General features: G+C 61.5%; 20 protein-coding genes and 1 riboswitch. Of the genes, 12 read left to right on the forward strand and 8 right to left on the reverse strand.

Going from position 1 to position 24,779, the window contains the following annotated elements:
• Positions 1–7: 7 nt before the first annotated feature.
• Genes H567_RS22645 through rlmB form a run of 3 tightly spaced genes read left to right on the forward strand, consistent with a single transcriptional unit; the run spans position 8 to position 1,757 of the window.
• Entirely contained in the window at positions 8–280 is a 273-nt protein-coding gene (locus H567_RS22645) for a DUF370 domain-containing protein (protein ID WP_035253221.1), read from the forward strand.
• Complete coding sequence (gmk, locus tag H567_RS22650) at positions 280–939, forward strand: guanylate kinase (protein ID WP_035253223.1); 660 nt, start codon at positions 280–282, stop codon at positions 937–939. Before H567_RS22645 ends, gmk begins: the two co-directional genes overlap by 1 nt.
• Positions 940–941: 2 nt before the next feature.
• Entirely contained in the window at positions 942–1,757 is an 816-nt protein-coding gene (gene rlmB / locus H567_RS22655) for a 23S rRNA (guanosine(2251)-2'-O)-methyltransferase RlmB (protein WP_051184409.1), read from the forward strand.
• Here rlmB and H567_RS0102430 read toward each other — a convergent pair.
• The gene (locus H567_RS0102430; RefSeq protein WP_051184410.1) at positions 1,717–2,331 is read right to left on the reverse strand and encodes a Maf family protein; all 615 of its coding nucleotides are present in this window, start codon (positions 2,329–2,331) and stop codon (positions 1,717–1,719) included. The genes rlmB and H567_RS0102430 overlap by 41 nt on opposite strands.
• Positions 2,328–3,104, reverse strand: coding sequence for a TatD family hydrolase (locus H567_RS0102435; RefSeq protein WP_035253225.1), 777 nt, complete (start codon positions 3,102–3,104; stop codon positions 2,328–2,330). The genes H567_RS0102430 and H567_RS0102435 overlap by 4 nt, the downstream gene beginning before the upstream one ends.
• Before the next feature lie 354 nt (positions 3,105–3,458).
• Here H567_RS0102435 and H567_RS0102440 point away from each other — a divergent pair, with 354 nt between their 5' ends.
• The 3 genes from H567_RS0102440 (at position 3,459) to H567_RS0102450 (ending at position 8,046) form a co-directional block, all read left to right on the forward strand.
• Positions 3,459–5,264, forward strand: coding sequence for a GspE/PulE family protein (locus H567_RS0102440; protein ID WP_161626544.1), 1,806 nt, complete (start codon positions 3,459–3,461; stop codon positions 5,262–5,264).
• A gap of 408 nt (positions 5,265–5,672) precedes the next feature.
• Positions 5,673–6,344, forward strand: a complete 672-nt coding sequence (locus H567_RS26835) for a PTS sugar transporter subunit IIA (RefSeq protein WP_051184412.1) — start codon at positions 5,673–5,675, stop codon at positions 6,342–6,344.
• A 4-nt stretch (positions 6,345–6,348) separates the two neighbouring features.
• Positions 6,349–8,046: a chloride channel protein gene (locus tag H567_RS0102450; protein ID WP_028320177.1), complete on the forward strand. Its 1,698-nt coding sequence runs from the start codon at positions 6,349–6,351 to the stop codon at positions 8,044–8,046.
• A gap of 195 nt (positions 8,047–8,241) precedes the next feature.
• On the opposite strand, the gene H567_RS0102455 is transcribed toward H567_RS0102450, so the two are convergent.
• Complete coding sequence (locus H567_RS0102455) at positions 8,242–9,723, reverse strand: cation:proton antiporter (RefSeq protein ID WP_028320178.1); 1,482 nt, start codon at positions 9,721–9,723, stop codon at positions 8,242–8,244.
• A 127-nt stretch (positions 9,724–9,850) separates the two neighbouring features.
• A riboswitch (Fluoride riboswitch) is annotated at positions 9,851–9,916 on the reverse strand.
• A 382-nt stretch (positions 9,917–10,298) separates the two neighbouring features.
• On the opposite strand from H567_RS0102455, the gene H567_RS0102465 reads away from it, so the two are divergent.
• Positions 10,299–11,081 carry a TorF family putative porin gene (locus tag H567_RS0102465; protein ID WP_028320179.1) on the forward strand — a complete coding sequence of 261 codons (783 nt, stop codon included), beginning with the start codon at positions 10,299–10,301 and terminating at the stop codon, positions 11,079–11,081.
• Between the two features lie 328 nt (positions 11,082–11,409).
• Here the strand turns inward: H567_RS0102465 and H567_RS22665 are convergent, their stop codons facing one another.
• Positions 11,410–12,462 (reverse strand): phosphotransferase family protein, encoded by a 1,053-nt coding sequence (locus H567_RS22665; protein ID WP_035253226.1) that lies wholly within the window; start codon positions 12,460–12,462, stop codon positions 11,410–11,412.
• Positions 12,463–13,141: 679 nt separating this feature from the next.
• Here H567_RS22665 and H567_RS22670 point away from each other — a divergent pair.
• Both H567_RS22670 and H567_RS0102485 read left to right on the forward strand, forming a co-directional pair.
• Entirely contained in the window at positions 13,142–15,139 is a 1,998-nt protein-coding gene (locus tag H567_RS22670) for a PAS domain S-box protein (protein WP_161626547.1), read from the forward strand.
• Positions 15,140–15,253: 114 nt separating this feature from the next.
• Positions 15,254–15,775, forward strand: a complete 522-nt coding sequence (locus H567_RS0102485; protein ID WP_435051118.1) for a nicotinate-nucleotide adenylyltransferase — start codon at positions 15,254–15,256, stop codon at positions 15,773–15,775.
• Positions 15,776–15,867: 92 nt separating this feature from the next.
• Here H567_RS0102485 and H567_RS0102490 read toward each other — a convergent pair whose 3' ends face one another.
• Both H567_RS0102490 and H567_RS0102495 read right to left on the reverse strand, forming a co-directional pair.
• On the reverse strand, positions 15,868–16,257 hold the full coding sequence (locus H567_RS0102490; RefSeq protein ID WP_028320182.1) for a pyridoxamine 5'-phosphate oxidase family protein: 390 nt from the start codon (positions 16,255–16,257) through the stop codon (positions 15,868–15,870).
• A 150-nt stretch (positions 16,258–16,407) separates the two neighbouring features.
• Complete coding sequence (locus H567_RS0102495; RefSeq protein WP_028320183.1) at positions 16,408–17,946, reverse strand: SDR family oxidoreductase; 1,539 nt, start codon at positions 17,944–17,946, stop codon at positions 16,408–16,410.
• 356 nt (positions 17,947–18,302) lie between these two features.
• Between H567_RS0102495 and H567_RS22675 the strand changes: the two genes are divergently transcribed.
• Entirely contained in the window at positions 18,303–19,370 is a 1,068-nt protein-coding gene (locus tag H567_RS22675) for a class I SAM-dependent methyltransferase (RefSeq protein ID WP_084516842.1), read from the forward strand.
• 29 nt (positions 19,371–19,399) lie between these two features.
• Here H567_RS22675 and H567_RS0102510 read toward each other — a convergent pair whose 3' ends face one another.
• Positions 19,400–20,353 (reverse strand): YbgA family protein, encoded by a 954-nt coding sequence (locus tag H567_RS0102510; RefSeq protein ID WP_028320184.1) that lies wholly within the window; start codon positions 20,351–20,353, stop codon positions 19,400–19,402.
• Between the two features lie 367 nt (positions 20,354–20,720).
• Between H567_RS0102510 and H567_RS22685 the strand changes: the two genes are divergently transcribed.
• Positions 20,721–21,191: a pyridoxamine 5'-phosphate oxidase family protein gene (locus H567_RS22685; protein WP_161626548.1), complete on the forward strand. Its 471-nt coding sequence runs from the start codon at positions 20,721–20,723 to the stop codon at positions 21,189–21,191.
• Positions 21,192–21,500: 309 nt separating this feature from the next.
• A complete protein-coding gene (locus H567_RS0102525; protein WP_051184415.1) occupies positions 21,501–23,003 on the forward strand; it encodes a cryptochrome/DNA photolyase family protein in 1,503 nt (500 codons plus the stop codon).
• Positions 23,004–23,057: 54 nt separating this feature from the next.
• Here the strand turns inward: H567_RS0102525 and ilvD are convergent, their stop codons facing one another.
• Entirely contained in the window at positions 23,058–24,731 is a 1,674-nt protein-coding gene (gene ilvD, locus H567_RS0102530) for a dihydroxy-acid dehydratase (RefSeq protein WP_153306042.1), read from the reverse strand.
• Positions 24,732–24,779: the final 48 nt, after the last annotated feature.

The raw sequence follows: 24,779 nt of genomic DNA on the forward strand, positions 1-24,779 counted from the left end.
GGCAAGGATGAGCACAAAGCTGGTCAATATCGGTTTCGGGAATTCGGTGGTGTCGCGGCGCGTGATCGCGATCATCTCGCCGAATGCGGCTCCCATCAAGCGCCTGCGTGACGAGGCGCGCGAGGAAAAGCGCCTCATCGACGCCACGCAGGGGCGGCGCACCCGCTCTGTCATCATCACCGACAGCAACCACGTGATCCTTTCGGCGATCCAGTCCGAGACGATCGCGCAGCGCTTCAACCCGAACGGCACCTTGGCGAAGGAAGATCTGGAAGAGTAATGCCGCCGGGACAGATTTTCATTTTCTCGGCTCCCTCGGGCGGGGGCAAGTCGACCATCATCGGAGAACTGCGCAAACGGGTCGCAGGCCTCGGGTACGCGGTTTCCCACACGAGCAGGCCGCCGCGAAAAGAGGAACGGGAGGGCGTCCACTATTATTTTGTAGATCGGGTGACCTTCGAGCGGATGATCGGGCAGGGGGCCTTCGTCGAGTGGGCCCCGGTCTATGATGCCTTGTACGGAACATCCTTCATGACCCTCGAGGAGCAGACCGCCAAGGGGCTCGATGTGGTCATGGATGTGGACGTCAAGGGCGCCCGCAGCATCCGCCGCCGCTTCCCGGAGAGCGTTTCGATCTACATCGTGCCGCCTTCCATCGCCACCCTGGCCGAGAGGCTTCGCAGCCGTGGCACGGATAGCGAATCGGCCGTCGAGCGGCGTCTCCGGGCTGCAGCCGGGGAAATCCATCACAGCCTCGAGTACGATTACATCATCGTCAACCACCTTCTGGAGGATGCGGTCAAAGAGGCCGAGGCGATCATCCTCGCGGCGCGATGCCGGACTGCGCGCCGGGAGATGTCTGTGCGGCGTGCTTTTCCTGAGTCTTTCGCACCCGTGTCCGAGTTGGTGAAGGATACGGGGCCTGGAACGGAGGGGTGAGGATGGGCTTGTCCGGAAGGCCTGAAAACGCCGGGGACGTGCTGATCCCGGGGTTCCATGCGGTCAGGGAGGCCCTGCTGCGCGGGAGCGCCGCGCTGAAGGAGGTCTGGGTGGCGGGAGGGAAGCTGTCCCCCCGTCTGCGTGAACTGGTAAAACTGGCTGCCGGGATGGGGGTTCCGGTCCTGGAAAAACCGCCGGCGGTCTTTGCCGGACGTTTCCCCGACGTGGCGCACCAGGGTGTGGCGGCGGTTGCAGCGGCCTTTGCCTACGCGGATTTGGAGGAAACGGCCCGCAGAGCCCTCGATCGGGCGGAGGAGGCCCTTTTCGTGGCGCTGGACCACGTCACCGATGAGGGGAACCTGGGGGCCTTAGTCCGCACCTCGGCCTTTTTCGGAGCCCAGGGGATGATCCTCCCGAGGGATCGCTCTGCCGGGATTTCACCGCGCGTGCTCAAACGGGCTTCGGGCGCCTGCGCGGTGCTTCCCGTCGTCCAGGTCGTCAACCTCGTCCGCAGCCTGCGGCAGTTGAAGGCGATGGGGTATTGGGCGGTGGGAACTGCAGGGGAGAGCAGCGTGTCCATTTATGACTTCGACTGGCGGCGGCCGACCGTGCTGATTCTGGGGAACGAAGAAAAAGGGCTCAGCCCGGGGATCCGAAAATCCTGCGACCAGCTGGTTGCGATCCCAGGTTCGGGCCTGATGGAATCCTTGAACGTGTCCGTGGCCGGAGGGGTCATCCTGGCTGAGATCCGACGCCGACACCGCACCGGCAAACCCTTCATTCCGGCAGAGGGAATGTCTCCAGCGCGCCGATCCTGAGCAAGGCGTTGACCAAGGCGCAGACCGGCAGCCCGACCACGTTGGTGTAGGAACCGGTGACCCCCATGACCAGAAATGCGCCCACCCCCTGGATGGCATAGGCCCCGGCCTTTCCCAGCGGCTCGCCGGTAGCCGTGTATCCTCTGATCTCATCCTCTGACAGGGCTTTGAAACGGACGAGCGTCGTCACCGCCTCGCTGTGGATCGCTTCGCCTTCAGGGCTCAGGACACAGAAGCCGGTGATGACACGGTGCTCCTTTCCGCTGAGCCGGCGGAGCATGTTCACGGCGTCATCGGCATCGGCCGGCTTCCCGAGTATCTCCCGGTCGATGACGACGATGGTGTCGGCCCCGAGGGTCCAGCGGTTTGTCAGGCGGCTGAAGACCTCCCCGGCCTTTTCAGCGGCGAGCCGCTGGACCAACGATTCCGGGTCTGCGTGCAGACGGCTTTCTTCCGCAAGGCTGGGAACGACCTCGAAGGGCAGCTTGATCTGCTGAAGCAGCCGCCTACGGCGAGGTGAGGCGGAGGCAAGGGTCAGGGGGTTACGGATGCTGATCCGGCAGGCTCGGGTCATGGCGTCTGATCGATCCCGAAAAGACGGCAGGCATTTTCCGTTGTCACCCTGGCGATTTCCTCTTCGCGGAGGCCCCGCAGGGAGGCGATTTCGCCGGCTGTGTAACGGACGAAGGCCGGTTCGTTGCGTTTGCCGCGTTTGGGCACGGGGGCGAGGTACGGGGCGTCGGTTTCGATCAGCAGGGCTTCGAGCGGGATGCCTCGGGCCACTTCCCGGACTTGGGTCGCCTTTGGAAACGTCACGGTTCCGGGGATGGAGATGTAAAAACCCAGATCGATGAAGGTGTGCGCCAGGTCGAGATCCCCCGAAAAACAGTGAATGACGCCGCGCCGCTTTCGAAGGCCCGTCCTTCGGACCGCTTCGAGGACGTCCATGTGGGCCTCCCGGTCGTGAATGATCACCGGGAGGGCGAGGTCGGCAGCCATCTCGATCTGACGTGTAAACAAGGGCTTTTGGGTCTCCGCCGGACAGTAACCGCGGTAGTAGTCGAGCCCGATTTCCCCCCAGGCGACGACTTCCGGCGCGGCGGAAAGGGCCGCCAGCCGCTCCAGGTCGTTCGGCGTGCACTCTGCAGCGTTGTGCGGGTGATAACCAACAGCCGCATAGGTCCGATCGTGTTCTTGGGCGATCGCGATCGCGCGGCTCGAACTCCCGAAGTCGATCCCCACCGTCAGAACGGACTCCACCTGCGCCTCGCGGGCGCGTTGCATGACCTCCTCGAGATCGTCCGCAAATGCCTCCATATCCAAATGTGCGTGGGTGTCGAACAGCATGATCCCTTCTTTCTAGGGGCGCATCACCGGATGGCCTCCGTCAGGCGATGTCGATTCACGAGCACGCGGGGATCTGGAATCCGGCCGCCCTTCCACCGATGGCGGGTTGCAGTTGCTTTGCCGCCGGCGGCTGCGCAGCCCCACGTCCCCAAGGCTGTTTTCGGATGAAGATGGTATAAAGGATTTGTCGCGCCGAGGCAAACAATTCCCTTGCCAGCGCCCATAAATTCCTTAAAATCATCCGCACAGACAGCTTTTGACCACCGTTCCCACGGACTCCCCCGTTGTGCTGCCATGAATCTTCCGCGGCGCCCCCCGCTGAGCAGAGCCTTCCGGAAGCAGCCGGAGACGAAAATGGTGACATCTGAAGAGGAAAACCGCTTGCGAAGCGGCTCCGCGGAACGGGACGCCCGTTCTGATGATGGGTTCGATTCGCGATTTGCCGGACTGCTCGGGACAGGGCTCCTGAGCCTCCTGGATCTGAAGGATGCCGAAAGCCGTGCCAGATCGGCCGGCCGGTCCGTAGAGAGCATCCTGCTGGATGAATTTCACTTGTCGAAGCAGGATCTTGGCCTCGCCCTGGCGAGGTGTTACCGGATGCCTTATCTGGCCTTCAGCGAGGAGTTGCACTTTCCCGCCGGCCGGCTTTCCGGCGTGAAGACCGCTTTCCTGCGAAAGAACGGGATGATCCCGGTTTGGAAAAACCCCGAAAAAAGCGCCGTTCTGGTCGCCATGCGCGATCCTGCCGATCTCCAGGCCAGGGATGCCGTCAGGCGAATCTTTCCGGGCGAACCTCTGTCCTTCGCCGTTGCGCTGGACGAGGATATCCAGCGTCTGATCGATCAACTGGAGCGCAGGCGGCGGGATGGAGCGGCCGTCGATGCCCCGGGGATCGAGGCGCTGCTCCAGGGCCTGGAGCCGGCGCCGGGGGAACCCGAGGAGGAAAGGGAGGAGCCGAGCGAGCAGGACAGCCTTATCGTTCAACTGGTCAACCGGATGATCCTGGACGCCTGCCGACAGCGCGCCTCCGACATCCACATCGAGCCGCGGTCGGGGAAGGCCGGCACCCTGGTCCGTTTCAGGGTGGACGGCGTTTGCCGGGTTTACCAGACCATTCCAGCCAGTTATCAGCGTGCGGTGGTTTCCAGGATCAAGATCATGGCCGATATGGACATCTCGGAGCGCCGGCTCCCCCAGGACGGCAAGATCTTGTTCAAGCGCTTCGGTTCGTTGGATATCGAGCTGCGCGTGGTCACGGTCCCACTCGGGGGGCTGATCGAAGACGTGGTGCTCAGAATCCTTCCGCGGCACGCGGTGCAAAGCATCCAAAAGATCGAGATGAGTGCGCGCGACGAGACACGCTTCAAAGAGCTGATCTCGAAGCCCTATGGCCTGGTCCTCGTCGTCGGCCCGACGGGCAGCGGAAAAACGACCACGCTCCATGCGGCGCTCGCTGAGATCAACCGGACGGAGCGAAAGATCTGGACGGCGGAGGATCCGGTCGAGATCACCCAGGATGGGCTGCGCCAGGTCCAGATCAACCGCAGGATCGGGTATGATTTCGCCGCCGCCCTCCGGTCATTCCTGAGAGCGGATCCGGATGTGATCATGGTGGGTGAGATGCGGGACCGGGAAACGGCCGCCATCGCCATCGAGGCGTCTCTGACGGGCCATCTCGTTCTGAGCACGCTGCATACCAACAGCGCCGCCGAGACCGTCGTCCGGCTGCTCGAAATGGGCCTCGATCCCTGTAATTTCGCCGATGCGCTTCTCGGCGTTCTGGCGCAGCGCCTCGTCAGGAGCCTCTGCCGGCGATGCAGAAGACCGTGCGGGCCGGACCCCGGCTACCACGACGCCCTCGAGGCGTCCTACGGCGATGGCTGGTCCGGTCTGGGGGAGTCCTCGCAGAGCATGGACCTCTTTACCCGTGGAGGATGCCCCCACTGCAATCAGAGCGGGTACAGCGGGAGGACAGCGATCTGCGAACTGCTTCTTTGCACGGATCCGATCAAGGAGCTCATCCGGCGGGGTGCACCGGTCGATGCGCTGAATGCCCAGGCCGCCCGCGAAGGCATGACGACCCTGATGCAGAATGGCGTCCGCAAGGTCGTCAAGGGCATCACGGACCTCCAGGAGGTCCGGCGGGTGTGCCTGCGTTAGGAAAGGGAATCGTAAGGCGCACAAGACCGCCGTCTGAAAAACAGCCGGCGGAAGGGTATCCCATGATCGGGGGAGAAGATTTTTCTGCGAGGTCGGATTCCCACGACCGGCGGTCGAGCATCTGGACGTGCCGGCCCGTTTGAGCGGGTCGCCGGCGAGGAAAAACCTTGTTTTTGGCCGGGGTTCTTGGCATGTTAAACCATTTGCGTCCGCAAAGAGGTTTTTGCGCCCATCCCGGTGTCCGTTTGCATTTCTAATGGAGCGGTAGTCTGCGGACCGCCCTCCGGAAATGTTTCATTTTTCCTGTGTGGGCCCTTTTTGCCGGATGCGAAATCTGGCCGGTGGGAGAGTCTTTCCCCCCGGCTGTCTGACACCCGATATCGGAGAAACAGGACAGAGAAGGTCCCCATGAAGCTTGACTTGAAGGAGGCGGAGTCGCTTCTCGGCATTTCCGCCATGACGATTCAGCGCTGGGCACGCCAAGGGCGGATACCCGCTAGAGAGGCTGACGGCGCCCTCGTTTTCAGACAGAAGGAACTCGAACGGTGGGCCTGGAACCGGCAGTGGCCGCTGCGCCGGGATCCGGGCATGCCCTGCTTGGAGGGCAGCCTGGAGACGGAATGTCTTTCGGACGCCCTGCGGCGGGGAGGCGTCTTTTTCAACGTCCGAGGGAATACGGTCAAGGAAGTCCTGAACGAGATGTCCGGGCTGGTTCCGCTCTCAGCCGATGTGGATCGCGAAGGGCTGGTCGGGCTGTTGGAGGAGAGAGAGCGGTTGGCGAGCACGGGCATCGGGCGAGGGGTCGCCGTTCCGCACCCGCGTGAACCTCTGACCTCGATCGGTGACCGTGCCATTGTGACGGCGGCGTTTTTGGAGCGGCCGGTGGATTTCGGGGCGATGGACCATGTCCCGGTCTTTCTGGTGTTGCTCATGTTGAGCCCCGCAACGCGTACCCACCTCCGTCTGCTGTCCCGCTTGAGCTTCTGCCTTCGAGACGCATCGTTGACGGAGGGGCTGCCGAACTACCGAGAAGAAGAGGCCTTTTTGAAGGATATCGCCCGGGCCGAGCAGGGATTGTGAGGTCATGCACCGCCTTTTACTGCGATTGGATGAACGTCTGCAACTCGTTCTGATCTCCTGCGTGGTGGGGGTCTGCGGCGGTCTTTTGTCGGTCCTGCTGAACCGTTCCCTCCATGCATTTGCTGGGTGGGTCAAGCCCTTGAGCGGAGAGATCTATGCGGTGCTCTTCCCGGCCGCCGGGGCGATGCTTTCATGGATCTTTCTGAACTATGTGATGCGGGAAAAAGGCGGGCACGGGGTCCCCGATGTCATCCAGAGCGTGTCCCGGAGGGGCGGGTTGCTGCCTTTCAGAACCAGCTTCTCGCGCCTGGTTTCCGCTCTTCTGACGATCGGCAGCGGGGGTTCGGCCGGTCCGGAGGGGCCGGTGGTGATCAGCGGCGGCAGCATCGGCTCCAACATCGCGACCTTTTTCGGACTCAAGGACCGGCAGCGGGTGGTCATTGTGGGCTGCGGGGCCTCGGCTGCGATCGGCGCCATCTTCAATGCCCCTGTCGCGGGCATCGCCTTCACGCTGGAGGTGATCCTGGGGGAGTGGGCTCCGGTGAATCTCATCCCGATCGCCATGGCATCGGTGGTCGGCACCTCCGTGAGCCGGCTGCTCCAGGGCAATCAGATCCCCTTCGAGCACCAGGCCTTTCCGGTGGCGGGTTTGGATCTGGTGGCCTGCATCGGCCTGGCCTTGTTCACGACCGGAAGCTCGGTCGGCCTTATGCGGATGGTCTCGACGGTGCACACCTGGTCCACGAAGTGGGTTTCCGCCGGGTGGATGCGCGCCGGCCTTGGCGGCCTCATGGTGGGGGGCATCGGCATGTTCCTTCCGGCCGTCCTTGGCGAGGGCTATGAGGTGATCCGGGAGATTCTCAGGCAGCAGATCTCAGCCGGCGTAGGCATGGTCGCACTTCTGGTCGCCGCCAAGATCCTGGTAACGGGCCTGACCCTCGGAAGCGGCGGTTCCGGGGGGCTCTTCGCGCCGTGCCTGGTCGTCGGCTGCTTCACCGGCCTGTTTTACCAGCGTGCATTGGTATGGCTGATGCCTTCGGTCGAGTGGGCCGGTGAGAGCTACTTCGCCCTGCTCGGCATGGCCGGCGTGATCAGCAGCGTCATGCAGGCGCCGATGACCGGCATCTTTTTGATCAGCGAGATCACGGGGGGCTACGAAGTTCTGCTTTCCGTCGTGCTGGTCTCCGTCCTGAGTGTATCTGTCAGCAGCTATATCGAACCTGTCTCCGTCTATCACCGGGACCTGGTGGCGACGGGCGAATTTATCCGGCCGGGGTCGGATCGGAAGATCCTTTCGGACCTGAATGTCGCCGAACTCCTTGAGACCGATTGCGTCCCTCTGCACCCGGAGATGCTTCTGAAGGACCTGGTGGCGCGGGTGGAACAGGGGCGCCGGAACTACTTTCCTGTAGAGGATCCAGAGAACGGGCGTTTCCTCGGAATGGTCCACCTGGACGATGTCCGAGAGTTCCTTTTCCATCCGGATCTTTACCACTCCGTGCTGGTGGAAGAGGTCATGCAGCGGGATGTTCCCACCGTGAGCCTGGACGATGACCTCGGCCATGTATTCCAGCTCTTCGATGAGGAAAGGGTCTGGAGCCTGCCGGTCGTCCACGGCGATGGGCGGTTTGCCGGGCTGATCTCCAAGGCCACTATCCTGGACCATTACCGCAGGGAACTGATGGCCCAGCAGAATGTATAAAACAGACCGTTTCCAGTCCGGATGGACATCCGTTGAAAAATGTTCCCCCCATCAATCCCCGGCCAACGACTGTCGCGGGCCGCTGCGGCTGAATCACCTGTAAAAGGCATTCTTCATCCGGTACGCCGCTTTATTCCCTATCCAGGCTTCTGCCTCCGCACATGGCAGGGGAACGATCCGTCGCCGGCGCTTCGATCACCAGTCGTAGAGGATCTCCCACTCGTCTCCGAATGCCGGGCCCTGGGCGGTGTAGGTTTTCGTCAGGGTCTTGCCGGTCCCGGGTTTCCCGCCCGACTGCTCCTGCCAGAAACGCAGCACGATGGCCGGCAGGTCGCCGGCATTCCCTGGTCCGCCTGGCTCTTCATAGGCCGGTTCCCAGATCTCTCTTTCTTCGATAACCTTCCACACGGCGCTGGAGCCCTTGTCCCTGACCCGCTCTCCGACCCGGGCCAATCCCTGCTTCTCCCGCAGGTCTTTGAAACGGTAACTCGACCGCGCGCCGTGGTCTAAGACACGTTCGCCCATGACCATGATCCCTATAGCCCCCAATGGGGCGGTCAGGATGATAGACAGGACCGCCACGGCAAGGATGACCTCGCCTCCCGCCACGCCGGCTGCCAGGGGAATCGCGCCGATGGCCGCCTGGACCGTGGCCTTCGGCAGATAAGCGACGACGCAGAAAGCCCGCTCTTTCCAGTTCAGGGGTGTGCCGCAAAGGGAGACATAGGTGCCGATGCTTCGAAAGAACAGGCCCGCCAGGATCACCGCCATGCCGGCCAGGCCTGCCTTCCATGCCACCTGGATGTTGACCTGGGCGCCGACGAGCACGAAGAGCAGCAGTTCGGCGAAGACCCAGAGCTTTTTGAGTTTCTGAGAGATGATGTGCGCGATCGACTCCGATTTCTCGAGGATGATGAATCCGATCGCCATGACCCCAAGAAGGCTCGCTGCAGGGACCCATCGTTCGACGGCTCCTTCGATCCAGGTCAGCAGGATGGCTGTGCCCATGACCACGAGGGTGCGCTTGGGCGGACGCCAGTCGTAGCGGCGGAAGAGCCACAGCAGAAAAAACCCCGGGATGACCCCCAGTAGGATCCCGAGGCCGATGGAAAGCGGGATCTTGGCCAGTTGGGTCCAAACGTGGACTTCCCCTCCGCCGGCCATGCCAAGGGCGATCGTAAAGAGCACGATCACGAAGACATCGTCGATGGCGGAGGCCCCGAGGAGGAGCGTCGGAATGCCCTTACCGGTTCCGCGGCCGCGGTCCATGAAATCGATCATGAGCGGGACTACGACGGCGGGCGAGACGGCCGCCAGGATGGTTCCCAGGATGGCCGCTTCGATGCGGGCGATGGGCAGGAGCATGGGGCCGACCCACGTGACGGCGGCGATCTCGAAAAGGGCCGGGACCATGCTCATGGTGACGGCCGCTTTGCCGACACGGTGCATGGTGTCCCGCCGCAGTTCGAAACCGGCCCGGAGCAAAATGACGATCAGGGCGATTTTGCGGAAATCCCCGGATACGTTCATCATCTCCGGGTTGATGAGGTCGAGGACATAAGGCCCGGCGAGGACCCCCACCAGGAGCATTCCCACGAGCCCGGGGAGTTTCACTCGACGCAGGAGGTAATCCGCGCCGAGGCCGAGAAGGATGATCAGGGCGATGCTGACAGCCATTGTCATTTCCTTTCCAAGGCGTTGTAGAAGCCCTTTGCCCTTTTGGAGGCAAAGGACCGAAAAAAGCCCCATCGGTCATGGACGCGATGGGGCTTTTTCAGGGTGTGATATAGATATTCCTGCCCCATCCGGAGCAGGAGTCATCATCCCTCGGTTCAGGGCGGTTCAGGCAGACTCCATTGCCTGTCTCTGATTTCCTTGAGATCGTATTTCAAGACCACCCTAGGTGTCAACATCTTGGGTGCGCCTTGCACCACATTTTCTGTTGAAAAGGCTTTTCCTGCCCGCGCTATGGAGTTGGAGAGTCTGTCCGAATCAAACAAATATTCCTTTTTCAAAAAAAATACAAAAAAGTATCATTTATATGCTATTAGTACAAATTTGTATATCCTTCCCGAAGGATAAAATGATTTCAACGATTGATAAATAATGGAAATTTAATGAGTTGAGAAAAATGCCCGCTTCTCCCCGCAATCGGCACAGATCTGGCAAACCTAGGTTTCCAGAAAATTCCCGGGATGATTTCGCAGCGGCTGAGCGCCGCTGCAACATGGAAGATAAAAGGAGGAAATTGCATGAAGATGTTTAGCTGTTTTGGGAAAAGAATGTTCATTCTCGCCGTCCTGCTGTCTGCGGCGGCCGTTCCAACCTGGGCTGAAGAGGAACCGGCCCCAACCGCTTCGGCGGACGTGGCGTTCATGAGTCAATACATCTGGCGGGGGTACGAACTCAGCAAGGACAGCCTGGTGATTCAACCGTCGGTGACGGTGGGGTACATGGGGTTCAGCCTCAACCTCTGGGGCAATATCGATACGGACGTTTATGGGGATGATCGCAACGAGGCCCAATGGAACGAAACCGATCTGACATTCGGCTACGAGCGGACGGTCGGCCCGGTCAACCTGGGGGCGGGGTATATCTACTATGCCCTCGACGGTTTGGACGACTCTCAGGAGCTTTATGCCAGTGCCGGCCTGGATGTCTTTCTCTCTCCAACCCTGACGATCTATCGGGAGATCGCGCACGTTCCGGCCTGGTATTTGAAGCTCGGGATATCCCATTCGTTCGAACTCCCGCGGGACATCAGCCTCGATCTCGGGGCCTCGGCCGGGTACTATTTTTCGGATGATGACGATTTCTCCGAAGCGGGGAATCCGAACGAGAAATACCGCAGCCTTCATGACGGGCTGGTTTCCGTGGGCTTGACCATCCCGCTCGGCGACTATTTCAGCTGCGCGCCCATGATCGCCTACTCCTTCCCGCTCTCGAGCGAGGCGGATGACCTGATTACGGATGCAAGTTACAGCCAGGATTCGGACTTTTTCTTCGGAGGGGTGACTTTTTCCCTAGCCTTCTAAATTCCTTTGCTGCCGAAACTGATAAAACCGGCCCCTGGCTTACCACAGAAGGACCAGGGGCAGGTTTTACCGTGCGTTTTCAGTTTGTCCGCAAATGGCTTCGTCTTCTCTCAGCCTGAAAGGCGTATGCCGGGATCAGAGGCTTTCTATTTTTCCGGATGGAGACTATTGGGGTAATGCCTTTAGATCGCGTCCCGACTGTTCACCATTTCTCCATTTGTGAGGCATCGTAGAAGAGAGCTCGAGATACTGTCACATACTACAGTTGAATGCTTTTTCGTACATTTCTGCACATGTTATTGAGGGACATCGCAATTTTGTAAAACCACTATATCAAGTAGTCAGGCACCTTTTCGAGATCGAAGCGTCCGCAGTCGAGCACGTTGAGCCCGAAGGTGATGAGCTTTCGTTTGACGTCGGGGGTGTCGTCAGGATAGAAGCGCGGGTTGGCGATGACCAGGATGCGAAAGGCGAAGAAAGGCTGGACCATGCCGAGCAGATCGTGGTCTCCGGTCCGTTCGAGGTAGTTTTCTACGAACACTCGGCAAAGCTCGGCGAAAGGCCCCTCGAAGCATCCGCGGTCCTTCAGGGCATAGTAGATGTAATTGGATGCCAGGCAGCTGACGTCATCGGCGGCCTCGCCCCACCTCCCGCGCGAGCGGTCCAGCAGGGTGAAGCCCTCTCCGTGGAAGCGGATGTTTCCGGGGTGGTAGTCTCCGTGGACATTGCAAAGCCTTTCGACCCTGTCCCGCAGCTTTCCCCACCAGGAGACGCCTTTTCGGGCAAAGGCGGAAAGCTCTTGGAAGCCGGCGAACGGGACCGTGTCGTAGGTGTCGATGATGCCCATGATGCACTCGCCATGGCCGACCAGTTCGCGGATCCTGCGGCGGTAAAGGGATCGCGCGTTCGGGCCCTGGTAGCGACGTCGATGCAGCCTGGCCAGAAACCGCGCCAATGCCCGGGTCCTTTCCCTGTCCTGTTCGGTCAGGGCACGGCGCTGGAGGATGGCATCGAGATCCTCCACATACGATGTGCCGGGGGCTGTTTTCATGAAGATGAAGAACTCTTGCGCATCCTTGAGGGAGATCAACCGGTCCGGAGTGTCGCCCACGACGTCGATCGCCTCGACATGCTGCGGCATGTCGTTGTAGTCCGCGTAGGCGAGGAGCAGAACCCGCGCCCGGTCCGAAAAATGATCATGACCGAATTCAGCCGGGAACAGGGTCTTGAGGATCAGATTCCGCTGCTTTCCGTCCGTTTCAAAGGCGAGTTTGAATGCGGTGCCGTGCACCCCTTTACCGAGGCGCTTCATCGTTAGATTCGACACGCAGGTGCCGTAAACGGTTTCGAGGTGTTGTCGGACTTTGGTCTCGAGGTCCATGAGGTTCCCCCTTTCCAGCGACGAAAACGGGCTTCGCCTTCAGGCAGGCGAAGAGGCGTTTCCTGTTGTGCGCGGTGCAAGCGGCCGGATCGCGCGGCTCAGCGGCGGATTTGAGATTGAAAAGCAGGCCCGCGTTGGGTATAAATATCAGTCATATCAAAAAGGCTTTTTCGGATGATCGAGGCGCTGGTCTGCAGGTTCGTCCGCGGAAAGACCCGCAGAGCGCGTGGTTCCCGAGGTTCGATTCTCTTTGACCGGGGCTTTTCCCGAGGTCGCACGGCGGAGCGGCCGAGGTCTGTCGAGAAAAACCGCCGCTCTCGAATGGAAAGTTGCCGCTCTTCAGCGGCTACCGGCTTTCCCTAGTACGGCCTGGCTTTGTGAGCGCGGGGCCTCAGCTCCGAACTCGAGACCGGCGCGCTCGGTAAATGCCGAACAGGATAGCCGAAATCGTTTCTGACGGAGAAAGAGAAGCGTCTTCAGCCGTTTGCACCCGCCCAGCGCCATTCCGCCCGGGCGGGTTCTGCGTCCTGATGGAAGAACCTGTGGTCCAGGCGGATGCCGTCGAGAGGCTCCGCCCGTGCATTGCCCCGCGCGCCGCAGATCGAGGGCAGGGATGCCCGGAAACCCGACCGCCTGCGGCGGCTGTGTGCGCCTGTCTGTATCAGACGGGAGGCATGGCTTGACAAGATGCAGTATAGCATCCGTCCGCAGCGAAGTCATCTATACCCGATGGGAACCTATGCCGATCATGGAGCAGCCGACCTATCAAGAATTGACCGAGCGTGTCCGGGAGCTCGAGAAGGAGCTGGCGGACCTGCGCCACACGCAGGAGGAACTGCGCCGCACGGAAAAGCGGTACAGGACCTTTCTGGAGTTTGTTCCTTATGCGGTGGCGCTGCTCACACTGGATGGCCGCGTGACCTTTGTCAATTCGGCTTTCACCGAGATCTTCGGCTGGACGCCGGATGAGTTGATCGGGCAAAGGATTCCCTACATCCCGCAGGGCCTGGTGGGCGAGACGCAGGAATATCTCGGGCGGCTCATAGAAAACCGGGTAGTGATGCGGCATGAGACGAAGCGGCTGACAAAGGGCGGGCGTGTGCTCGATGTTGTCATCCGCGCGGCTGTTTACGATGCCTTTGCCAGCACTCCGGCAGGCGAGCTGATCATCATCCGGGATGTGACCCGTGAGAAGCGCATCGCACAGCACAACGCCGCCATGCTGCGCATCAGCACGGGCCTCCATGCCCACCCGGACCTAGAAGGGCTTCTGGACTACATCAGCAGCGAGGTTCGGGTCCTGGTCAATGCCCAGGGGGCCATCGTCGTCCTCAGGGATGAAGAGAAGAACGAACTTTTCTTTCTGGGGGTGGCATACGATGACAGCGATCTCCAGCGGAAGGCGAAAGAGATCCGGTATCCTGCGGACAACCCTGGTGTAGCGGCGCAGGTCATCCGGACCGGTGAGCCGCTCCTCATCCCCGACACGTCCCGGTTCGAAAATTACTCCTCCTTCGTCGATCAACAACTCGGCTATACGACCCGCGATATCCTGGCGGTGCCCTTGCGGAGCGGGGATCACATCATCGGCGTCCTCCTGGCGCTCAACAAGCAGGAAGGCATATTCGATCAGACGGACGTGGAATTGCTGATGACCGTGGCGGGCACCTTGGGCCTTTCGATCGAAAACGCGCGTTTTGCCGATCAGATCCGCCGGGCCTACATGGAAGTGAGCAGCATGAACCGGGCGAAGGACAAGGTGATCAACCACTTGTCCCATGAGCTGAAGACGCCGATTTCCGTCCTGCTCCTTTCTCTCACGATCCTTTCCCGTAAACTGGCCGAGTTGTCAGACCGCTCCTGGCAGAACACCATCGAGCGCGCCCGCCGTAATTTGGATCGCTTGATGGAGATCCAGTATCAGGTGGAGGACATCATGCGGGAGAGGCCCTATCCCCACTATGGCATCCTTGTGTCGCTTCTCGATGCCTGCGCCGACGAACTCGAGGTGCTGATCGCCGAAGAGGTTGGAGAAGGCCCTGCTGTGGTCCGTATCCGGCGGCGTATCGACGCATTGTTCGCACCGCGTGAGAGCGTCCCGGAGGAGATTCGGCTGGATGCCTTCGTTCCGGACGTTTTGGAAAAGATCGAAGGGCTTTTCCCTCATCGCGAGATCCATGTGGTCACCGATATCGCGACGGTTTCGCCGGTCTGGCTCCCGCCTGATGTGGCGGAGAAGGTCGTCGAAGGGCTGGTCAAGAACGCGATCGAAAACACCCCGGATGAAGGGTATGTTCACGTCAGGGTGAGGGGCAAAGAAGGCCGTGTCATCCTGGAGGTCCAGGATGAAGGGGTCGGGATCACGGCCGAGAATCAGAGGCGGATCTTCGAGGGGTTTTTCACCACGCGGGATACGATGGCCTATTCGTCCAAAAGGCCTTACGATTTCAATGCCGGGGGAAAGGGCGTCGACCTCCTGCGCATGAAGGTGTTCGGCGAGCGTTATGGCTTCGAGATCGACATGGCGTCTATACGCTGCCGCTTCATTCCGAAAGAGGCGGATGAATGTCCCGGGCGGATCAGCGCCTGCCGATTCGTCCGGAACGGAGCCGGGTGCCGTGAGTCGGGCGGGACGACCTTTCGCGTCGAATTCCCGACCGCTGATCGACGAAAATGATATTCCGGGGTCCGCCGCGGTCCCAGTGCGGCAGATAATGGACCTCTTTTTGGGGGCGGGTTGATCGAGACAGGCGTCATCCATGGGCGGTTCCAGGTTCTGCACCGGGACCACATGCGGTATCTGATGGCGGGTAAGGCCCTGACACGTCATCTGGTGGTTGGCATCACGAACCCGGATCCACAGCAGACCGGCTTCGATGCCGCAGACCCCGAACGAAGCGTGCCTTCGGCCAATCCGCTCACCTATTTCGAGCGCTATATCCTGCTGAAACATGCCCTTGTGGAGGAAGGACTGGGCCCGAAGGAATTCTCGATCGTCCCCTTTCCGATCAACCTGCCCGAACTCTATCGCTACTACGTACCCCTCTCCGCGACCTTTTTCCTGACGATTTACGATGCCTGGGGAAGACGGAAAAAGGAACGCTTCGAGGCGCTCGGACTCAAGATCCATGTCCTGTGGGAGAAACCGCCCGCGGAGAAAGGCTTGAGCGGCAAGGCGGTCCGCGCCCGAATGGCCGCAGGCGAAACATGGGAAGCCCTTGTTCCGCCGGCGACCATTCCATTGCTGAAAGACTGGGCGGTTCCCGAACGGCTTCGCCTTGCAGCGATGCGGGCCGGTGGGCGCGAAGGATGATGCCTCAGCCCGCCCTGCTGGCTGATCGCTTGGCTCCGAGAAGTAGAAGTCTTACCTTTGGCGAAGGAAAGTGACCTGCCGGCGGAGACGGGTCAAGCCTTTTCCCCGGATCCGATGAGCGGGAGGATCTTTTCGACCTCGAAGAAGACCAGGAACCGGGAAGCCTCTTCGTGCTCCTCTTCGGCGGCGTATTTTCTTCTTCGCAGGCTGTAGAGCAACTCCGTGTCCTGCTCCTCCCGGAGTTTTTTCAGGAACAGCCGCTTGCCTCTGTACCCCGGGCCTTCTTCCATGAACAGGTAAGCGGCGTAGGGGTTGGAAAGAAGGTTGTGGTGCGTCAGACGGTCGGCCATGATGAAGGCCACGGATCCGTCATCCATGAAGTGGGGTTTTGCGTAGACAGCGAGATCGACTCGCCCATCCGAGTCAACGGTGGCAAGAATGCCCCGCCCCTTGGTGTCTTCGAAATAGCCTTTCAGGTCCATGGGTGCCTCCACGTCTTAGGGGTCTTGCAGTTGCGCGGCCGCCTGCGCTGTCGATAGGTCGAGCGGTGGCCGGTCTCCATGCTTCACAGAGGGGATGTCCATCCGGAAATGAGAATTTCTCTTCAAAGACCATTTCGGGATGGAAACAAACTAAGGTTTCGACTGCAAAGCGCAAGCGTTTTTCGCAGGGCGGGGCGCAAACTGCTGCGGATTCTGGGCGATCGGGCGGCGCGTCGCCTTGGCGATCCCTTTGAGCATCCCCGTGTAGAGCCACTGGTGGGCCGGGTAGAAGGCGTACCAGTAAAGGATGCCGAAAAGGCCCTTGGGTCGGAACCGTGAATACTGTTCGAGGAGGGTCCGGTCTTCCCCGATCGGCTGCAGCCTGAACTCGAGGGTCGCTTCACCGGGAAGCTTCATCTCGGCCAGCAGGAGCAGACGGCGGCCTTCATCGAGGCCGATCACCCGCCAAAAATCGAGGGCGTCTCCGTATCGGATCTCTTGCGGGTCACGGCGTCCACGCCGCAGTCCGACCCCGCCGATCATCCGGTCCATGGCGCCGCGCAGGGCCCAGAGGGTGTTGGCGAAATACCAGCCTGTTCCTCCTCCAATCCGGGTGATCGGCTCCCAGACCTCCTCGGCCCGCCCTTCGATGACAACCCGGTATCCGCATTCGAAGAGGGTCCCCCCGGCATAGGGGGCATCCCCGCAGTCCAGCCACTCGGGGATGCGAATCGGACCGGCATCGCTCCAGCAGGTCTGGATCCCTCTGCCGCTCCGTGTCTGTTCCAGGGCGTGCCGGATGGCCTCCCGGCAGGAGAGCAGACGCTGGGGGATGATCTCCCGGATCCGATTTTCTTCGCAGACCACCGGGATGGACAGCCCCTCGACCAGTGGTTTGGCTAGCGAGATGGGAACCGGAGTCACCAGGTGGAGCCAGTGCGAACTCAGCCTGGGGCTCAGCACCGGAACGGGGATGATCACGCGCCTCGGCAGGCCGGCCTCTTCGGCGTATGTCTCGAGCAGCCGCTGATAGGTGAGCACATCCGGTCCACCGATGTCATAGGTGTTCGCGCGGGTTTCCTCGTGCTCCAGACAGCCTTTCAGGTACTGGAGAACATTGCTGATGGCGATCGGCTGAATGGGGTTCCGGACCCAGCGCGGGGTGGTCATCACGGGCAGTCGCTCGACGAGATAGCGGATCAGTTCGAAAGAGGCGCTCCCGGCCCCCAGGATGACCGCGGCCCGCAGAAAGGTGGCGGGGACCTTGCCGGACTGGAGGATGCGGGCCACTTCACCACGGGAGCGCAGATGTTTGCTTGCCCTGGGGTGGTTCGAGCCGAGCCCTCCGAGATAGATGATCCGCTCCACCCCTCCAGCAGCGGCCGCGCGGGCCATGTGCTCCGCGGCCTCCCGGTCGGTTCTGTCGAAGTCCTTGCTGCGCGGATTCATGGAGTGGACGAGGTAGAAGGCCGCGCGGCAGCCTTTGCAGGCAGTTGTGAGCGCAGCCTCGTCCAGCATGTCGGCCTCGGCGATTTCGAGCAGCGGGTGGGCCGCCCAGGGGCGGCAGCGAAGTTTGGCGGCTGACCGGCCTACCACCCGGACGCGATGGCCCGCTTCGAGGAGCAGCGGGACCAGCCTCCCGCCGACGTAGCCTGTGGCGCCGGTTACCAGTACAGGTCGATCGTCCATGATGCCTCCTTCAGGAAAAGGTTGCCGGAAGGCGGGTTCAAAAAAAACGCCGATGGGCACCGGTTGTCGCCGAAGAGCAGCCGGTGGGAGACCCTTGCGGCGAATGCCTTGGAAGACCCGCGAGATGCAGACCGATGAAGGCGGCCGCCGCCGCTGTGTGGGTTTCGTTCGGCCGGTCCTGCGGTGAAACGGCCAGATGGACCGTGCAGGAATGGCGCACAACCGGATTGACAATCCGTTAAGCTGCTTTATCATAGAATCAAACAGCGAATGAAGTAAATACTAACCCGCCCAGAGATGGGGCTACGAGCCGGGTCCAAGTGATGGATGCCGGCTTTTTCTATGGAGGTGAAGCAATGAACGAGGTGCAGAGCGTTTTGCAGGAAAAGGGTTTCGAGTGGAGTCCCGTGAATCTTGCGGGGGCCTTTTCGCGTCTGGATGATTCGAATGACGAGGTATTCTACGGCACGGACCGATTTGTCAGCCATCTGGATCGGACGGCTCTCGATAGCGTCGAGAAGGTGATCGGTGATCTGGTGGTGGAGGAGGCGCCGGTCATCCTGGATCTCATGGCGGGCTGGGATTCGCATCTGCCGGCGTCCCTCCGTCCCGCGCGCGTCGTGGGGCTGGGGCTGAACAGAAATGAACTGGACCGCAATCCCGCGTTGACCGAAAGGATTCTTCACGACCTGAATGCGGACCCGTACCTTCCGTTTGCGGACGAAACCTTCGATGTCGTCCTGAACACGGTTTCCGTAGACTATATGACCAACCCTTTCGAGGTCTTCAAGGAAGTGGGACGTGTCCTCAAGCCGGGCGGCCTCTTCTTGGTGATCTTTTCCAACCGGATGTTTCCCCGGAAGGCGGTCAAGATCTGGCGCGAATCCGGGGAGGAGGAGCGGGTGATCCTCGTGCAGGAGTTCTTCGAGCGGAGCGGAGTGTTCGACGAGCCGAAGGAGTTTCTTTCAAAAGGCCGGCCGCGTCCCTCGGATGACAAGTATGCGGACATGGGGATTCCGAGCGATCCGGTATACGCCGTCTACGCCGAGCGGAAGGGCGGTGCAGATCGGGCAAAGCGCCCTGAACCGGTCGTGCCCTATCACGGGAGATTGGGTGAGGAAGGGCTCGAGGAGCGCAAAAAGGCGGTCAAAGAGACCCTCTGCTGCCCTCACTGCGGGGAGCGTCTGAAGAAGTGGCTCGTTCCCGACAACCCGTTTGCCCAGACCTGGGACAACGACTACATGTACATCTGCTTCAACGATGCCTGCCCCTATTATGTCCGGGGCTGGGACCACATGCACCGGGACGGGAACCGTGGGATCTCCTATCGTCTGATGTATCATCCTGAGAAGGACCGCTGTTTCCCGATCCCGGTCCCCACGCCGAAGGCGCTTCGCGACGGGATCGTCGGAGAGGACGAGTAGAGCCGGAATCCGTCCCCGCGGGGCCGGGCTCAGACATGCGTCCGCAGCTTCAGCTCCGTGGGGTGGGGGTTGAGATAGACCTGCTCGGCGAGATACCCCTGTCGATATTTCCGAACGTAATGGTTCAGCAGGGTGATCGGGACGATCAGGGGAACCAGCCCCTGGGCGTATTGATCGATCAGGATCAGCATTTCCTGCTTCTCGTCGGCGGAAAGGTCCCGTTTGAAGTAGCCGAGCATGTGCTGCAGGACGTTCGTGTTCTTCCGGTTCGTCGTCTTGAGGGCAAGGGCGGTCATGAGAAGGGTCTCATAGGAGGCGTAAAGTTCTTCGACCGGCCGGGTCTTGCCCTCGGCGACGAGCTTTCCCATCTCCCGGTAGTGCTTTTCGCTGTGGGAGAGGATCAGCAGTTTGTGCCGGGTATGGAACTGGACCAGTTGCCCGAGGTCTTTTTTCCCGGCAAGCGTCTCGCGCCAGCGCCTGAGGGTGAAGATCCTCTCGATGAAATTCTCCCTCAAGCGCGGGTCGTGCAGGCGCCCCTCGTCCTCCACGGGAATCAGCGGGAAGCGATCCATGAAGAGCCCGGCGAAGATCCCCCGCCCGGCCTTGTTCGGCATGCCTTTGTCCGTGTATACTTTCACCCGCTCCATGCCGGAGCTGGGCGAATTGCTTTTGAAGATGAAGCCGCAAAGCCCCTCGCCGGCCAGTTCGGCCAGGCGCTTTTCAGCCCATTGGAGCATCTGATCCGTCAGGTCCCGTCCGCTTCGGATCGTGACCAGTCGCGGCGCCGAAGGTTCGCCTACCAGCCGCATGGCTTCCCGCGGCACCCCCAGGCCGCATTCCACTTCCGGGCAGACAGGGACGTAGTCCACGTACTGACCGAGGGTGTCCCGGATGAAACGGTCGAGTTTGTGCCCGCCGTCGTACCGGACGTCCTGGCCGAGAAGGCAGGTGCTTACGCCGAGCTTGATCCGCGCGTTGTCCATGAATCCCTTCCTCCGTCTGAAATCGTTTCGGTGCGCTCGATGCTTCTGCGGGTGAACGCGGGTTTCCAGTGGTTCATCCTTTCAGGATCAACGTCTCGCATCGAAAATGCCTTCGAGATGAATCGGATGGCGGACGAGCCGGATTGGGCCCTTGACGTGAAAAGGAGCAGTGAGCCCGGTCGAGCCCCGGCTCTCGATGGGGGATTTATCCTCGCCGGCTGCGCAGCCGTTGACCCGCAAGTCCATTTGATAGCAGGAAGCGCCCGTATAGGGAAGCAAAAACCGAGGGCCTTGCACCCGGCTGGCCCTCGGGTGCCTGCGATTTCGGTTTTGCACAAAGGCCCCGATTTGGCATAGGATGGAAGGGATGAAGAGGACACAGCGCATACAGGAGGGATCGATGACGCTCGAGAACATGAAGAAGATGCTGCAGGACCACGACCTTTGCGTCCTGGCGACAGAGTCCGGCGGCAAGCCGCTCTGCTCCCTGATGGGGTATGTCTGCGATGAAGACTGCCGCCACATGTACATGACGACGGCCAAAAACTCGACCAAGTGGCGGAATCTGATGGAAAACCCATCGGTGAGCTGCCTGGTGGACACCCGGGAACGGCATGGCCGTAACCGGCGCAATGAGGTGCAGGCGCTGACCGTGGCGGGCGTTTGCGAGCCCCCCGAAAGCGAGGCGGAAGAGGCGCACATCCGCAGCCGCCTGCTCGAGGCCCATCCACAGCTGAAGGTCTTTCTGGAGGATTCGGATTGCGGCATCATTGCCGTGCGGATCCTTTCGTTCCTTCTGCTCGACGGGTTGACGGACGCCCGCTACGTCAGGGTCTGAAAGGATGCGGCGAGGTCATCGGAAAAAATGCCGCGGTGGGACTGAGCACCCGGAGGGTGTGAAGAAATATCTTTATTTCGGGGTTGGAAATGGTGATGCGCCGGATGCTCTTTCCCGAATGGATGCGACGCAAGCCTTGACTGCAGGTTGAAAAGACCGTTCTGAGCAGGCTGTTGAGAGACGGCCGGATGCAAGACTTGCGAAATCCCATGGGATGGAGTGCACGTAGAGATGCCCCGCCGTTGCGCGGGATGAGTTTAACGCAGCAGACAGGCGTTTTCCGCCGCCTGTTGAGGAGCGATAAATAGGATGCCTCAGGACCAGGATCAGGACAGGGAGGGGCGGCTGCAGCATTGCAACGTACCCCGGCTGCGCATCAGGGCGGTCAATGCGGCCCCGGTTCGGCGGGAGCGGCGCTACGTCCTCTACTGGATGACGGCCTTTAGGCGCCCCGTCTGGAATTTCAGTCTGGATCGAGCCAGGGCCTGGGCCGATGAGCTTCAAAAGCCGCTCTTGATTCTGGAGGCGCTTCGGGTGGGGTATCCATGGGCCGCCGACCGCCTGCACCGGTTCGTCCTCGACGGGATGGCTGCAAACGCCGCGTATTTCAATAGGACCGGCGCGCTCTACTACCCTTATGTCGAACCGGCCGAGGGTGCGGGCAAAGGTCTTCTCGCCGCGTTGGCCGCCGAGGCCGCGGTGGTTGTGACGGACGAGTTTCCCGCCTTTTTCATCCCCCGCATGACGGCGGCCGCCGGCCGGCAGTTGGATGTCCGGCTGGAAAAGGTCGATGCGAACGGCCTTCTCCCTGTAAGGGCGGCGGATCGGGCATTCCCGACGGCCTATGCCTTCAGGCGCTTCCTCCAGAAGACGCTCTCGGTCCATCTGGTCGAGCGGCCGTCAGCCGATCCGTTGGGCGGCCTGCCCGCCCGCAGACTTGCCCTGCCCCGAACCACGACGGGGCGCTGGTCTCCGAGGACCCTCGAGTCTTTGAAGAACGACCGTGTGCTCGAAGCACTCCCGATCGACCACGGCGTCCGCCCGGTCGACACGCGCGGGGGCGTTGAGGCCGCCCGGAGTTCGCTCGACCGGTTCCTTCTGGAGAGGCTTCAGCGGTATGCCTCGGAGCGGAACGAACCCGAGATCGAAGCCACGAGCGGCCTATCGCCCTATCTCCACTTCGGCCACCTGTCGGTCCACGAGGTTTTCCATACCCTTGCGGAAAAGGAGGGGTGGTTTTTCGACCGGCTGGGTTTGACCGCGAAAGGCAGCCGCCAAGGCTGGTGGGGGATGAGCGAGTCGGCCGAGGCCTTCCTCGACCAGCTTGTCACCTGGCGTGAACTCGGGTTCAACGGCTGCCTGTTCATGGAGGATTACGATGCGTACGCCTCTCTCCCCGATTGGGCCCGGACGACCCTGGAGAGGCACCGGCAGGATCCGCGCGAGTACGTCTACGACCTGGCGGCGTTCGAAGGCGCCGCGACCCACGACCCCCTGTGGAACGCCGCCCAGCGCCAGCTCCTCCGCGAGGGCACGATCCACAACTACCTGCGGATGCTCTGGGGGAAGAAGATCCTCGAATGGAGTTCCTCCCCCGAAGAAGCGCTGCGGATCATGATCGAGCTCAACAACCGCTATGCCCTGGATGGCCGGGATCCCAATTCCTACAGCGGCATCTTCTGGACCCTGGGGCGCTATGACCATGCCTGGGGCCCGGAGAGGCCGGTATTCGGAACGGTCCGCTACATGAGCTCCGCGAACACGGCCCGCAAGGTGCGGGTGAAGGACTACCTCCTGCGCTATGCTCCGTGAATCCGGGTGACCCGCCGGGATGGAATCCGGAGCCGGGCTTCCGCCCGTCTGCTTTTAGCGCTCGAAGACGGCGCCTTTGTCCGCGCTGGAGACCATTCGGGCGTAGCGACCGAGGTAGCCATGCCGCACCTTGGGTTCGAACGCCGGCAGCCGGCTCAGCCTTTCGGCGATCGCTTCATCGGAAAGATTGAGACGCAGGCTCTTGCCCGGGATGTCGATTTCGATCGTATCGCCCTCCTCGACGGCGGCGATAGGGCCGCCGGCCGCGGCTTCGGGCGAGACGTGCCCGATGGAGGACCCGCGGGTGGCCCCCGAGAAGCGACCGTCCGTGATGAGCGCCACGTCCTTGTCCATCCCCATCCCGGCCAGCACCGATGTCGGGCTGAGCATCTCCCGCATCCCTGGACCTCCCCGGGGGCCCTCGTAACGGATAACCAGCACATCCCCCTTTTGGATCCGGCCGCCCGTGATGGCTGCCACGGCATCTTCCTCGCTGCTGAATATCCGGGCCGGCCCCCTATGCTGGAGCATCTCCGGCGCGACGGCGGCCTGTTTGACGATGGCGCCTTCCGGGGCCAGATTGCCCGTCAGGACAGCCAGCCCCCCCGTGGAGTGGACGGGGTCCTTTACCGGCCGGATCACCTTCGTGTCCCGGATGCCGGCCCCGATCCGCTCGAGCATTTCCCCCAGTCGGGTCCCGTAGACGGTCCGGGTTTCGAGGTCGATCAATCCGGCCTGGCCGAGCTCCGCCAGGATCGCGGGCACGCCGCCGGCATGGTAGAGGTCGATGATGTGGTGCGGTCCGGCGGGCGCCATGGAGGTCAGATGGGGGATCCTGGCGGTGTAGGGGTCGAAATCCTTGAGGGTAAGGTCCACATCCGCGTAGTAGGCAATGGCCGGCAGGTGGAGGGCGGTGTTCGTCGATCCGCCAAGGGCCATGTCCGCGGCGATGGCATTCCCGAAGGCCTCCCGCGTCATGATATCACGCGGCCGCAGGTTGCTGCGGACGAGCTCGACCGCCTTCATGCCGGTTTCCTTCGCCAGATGGACCCGGTCGGAGTAGACTGCCGGTGCGCTGCCGTTATACGGGAGCGACATCCCGAGGGCCTCCGACAGGTTGCTCATAGTGTTGGCGGTGAACATTCCGGAGCAGGAGCCGGCCCCCGGGCATGCTCCGCACTCGTAGCTGTGCAGGTCTTCAGAAGTGATCCGGCCGCTCTTGAGGGCGCCGACCGCCTCAAAGACCTTGTCGAGTCCCATCTCGCGTCCGGCCACCCTGCCCGGCAGCATGGGGCCACCGGAGAGGAAGATCGCCGGTATGTTCAAGCGGGCGGCGGCGATCAGCATCCCGGGGATGATCTTGTCGCATGAGGCGAGGAGGACGAGCCCGTCGAAGGGGTGGGCCATCGCCATGATTTCAACCGAGTCTGCGATGAGTTCGCGGCTCGGGAGGGAGTACTTCATCCCTTCGTGGTTCATGGCGATTCCGTCGCACACCCCGATGGTGTTGAAGACCATCGGCGTGCCCCCTGCCGCGTAGATGCCGGCCTTGACGGCGTCCACCAGACGGTCGAGATGGATGTGTCCAGGGATGATTTCGTTGAAGGAATTGGCGATCCCGATGATCGGCCTTTCCATTTCCCAGTCGCAAAAGCCGTCGGCCCGCAAGAGTGAGCGGTGCGGGGCCCTTTCGGCGCCTTGCAGCATCAGGTCGCTTCGTTTACTCATCATTCTTCCTCCTTAGGTCGTTTCATCCGGAGGGGGGCGATTCGCTTC

The sequence above is a fragment of the Desulfatiglans anilini DSM 4660 genome (assembly GCF_000422285.1).
In the GTDB taxonomy this organism is placed as follows: Bacteria; Desulfobacterota; DSM-4660; order Desulfatiglandales; family Desulfatiglandaceae; genus Desulfatiglans; species Desulfatiglans anilini.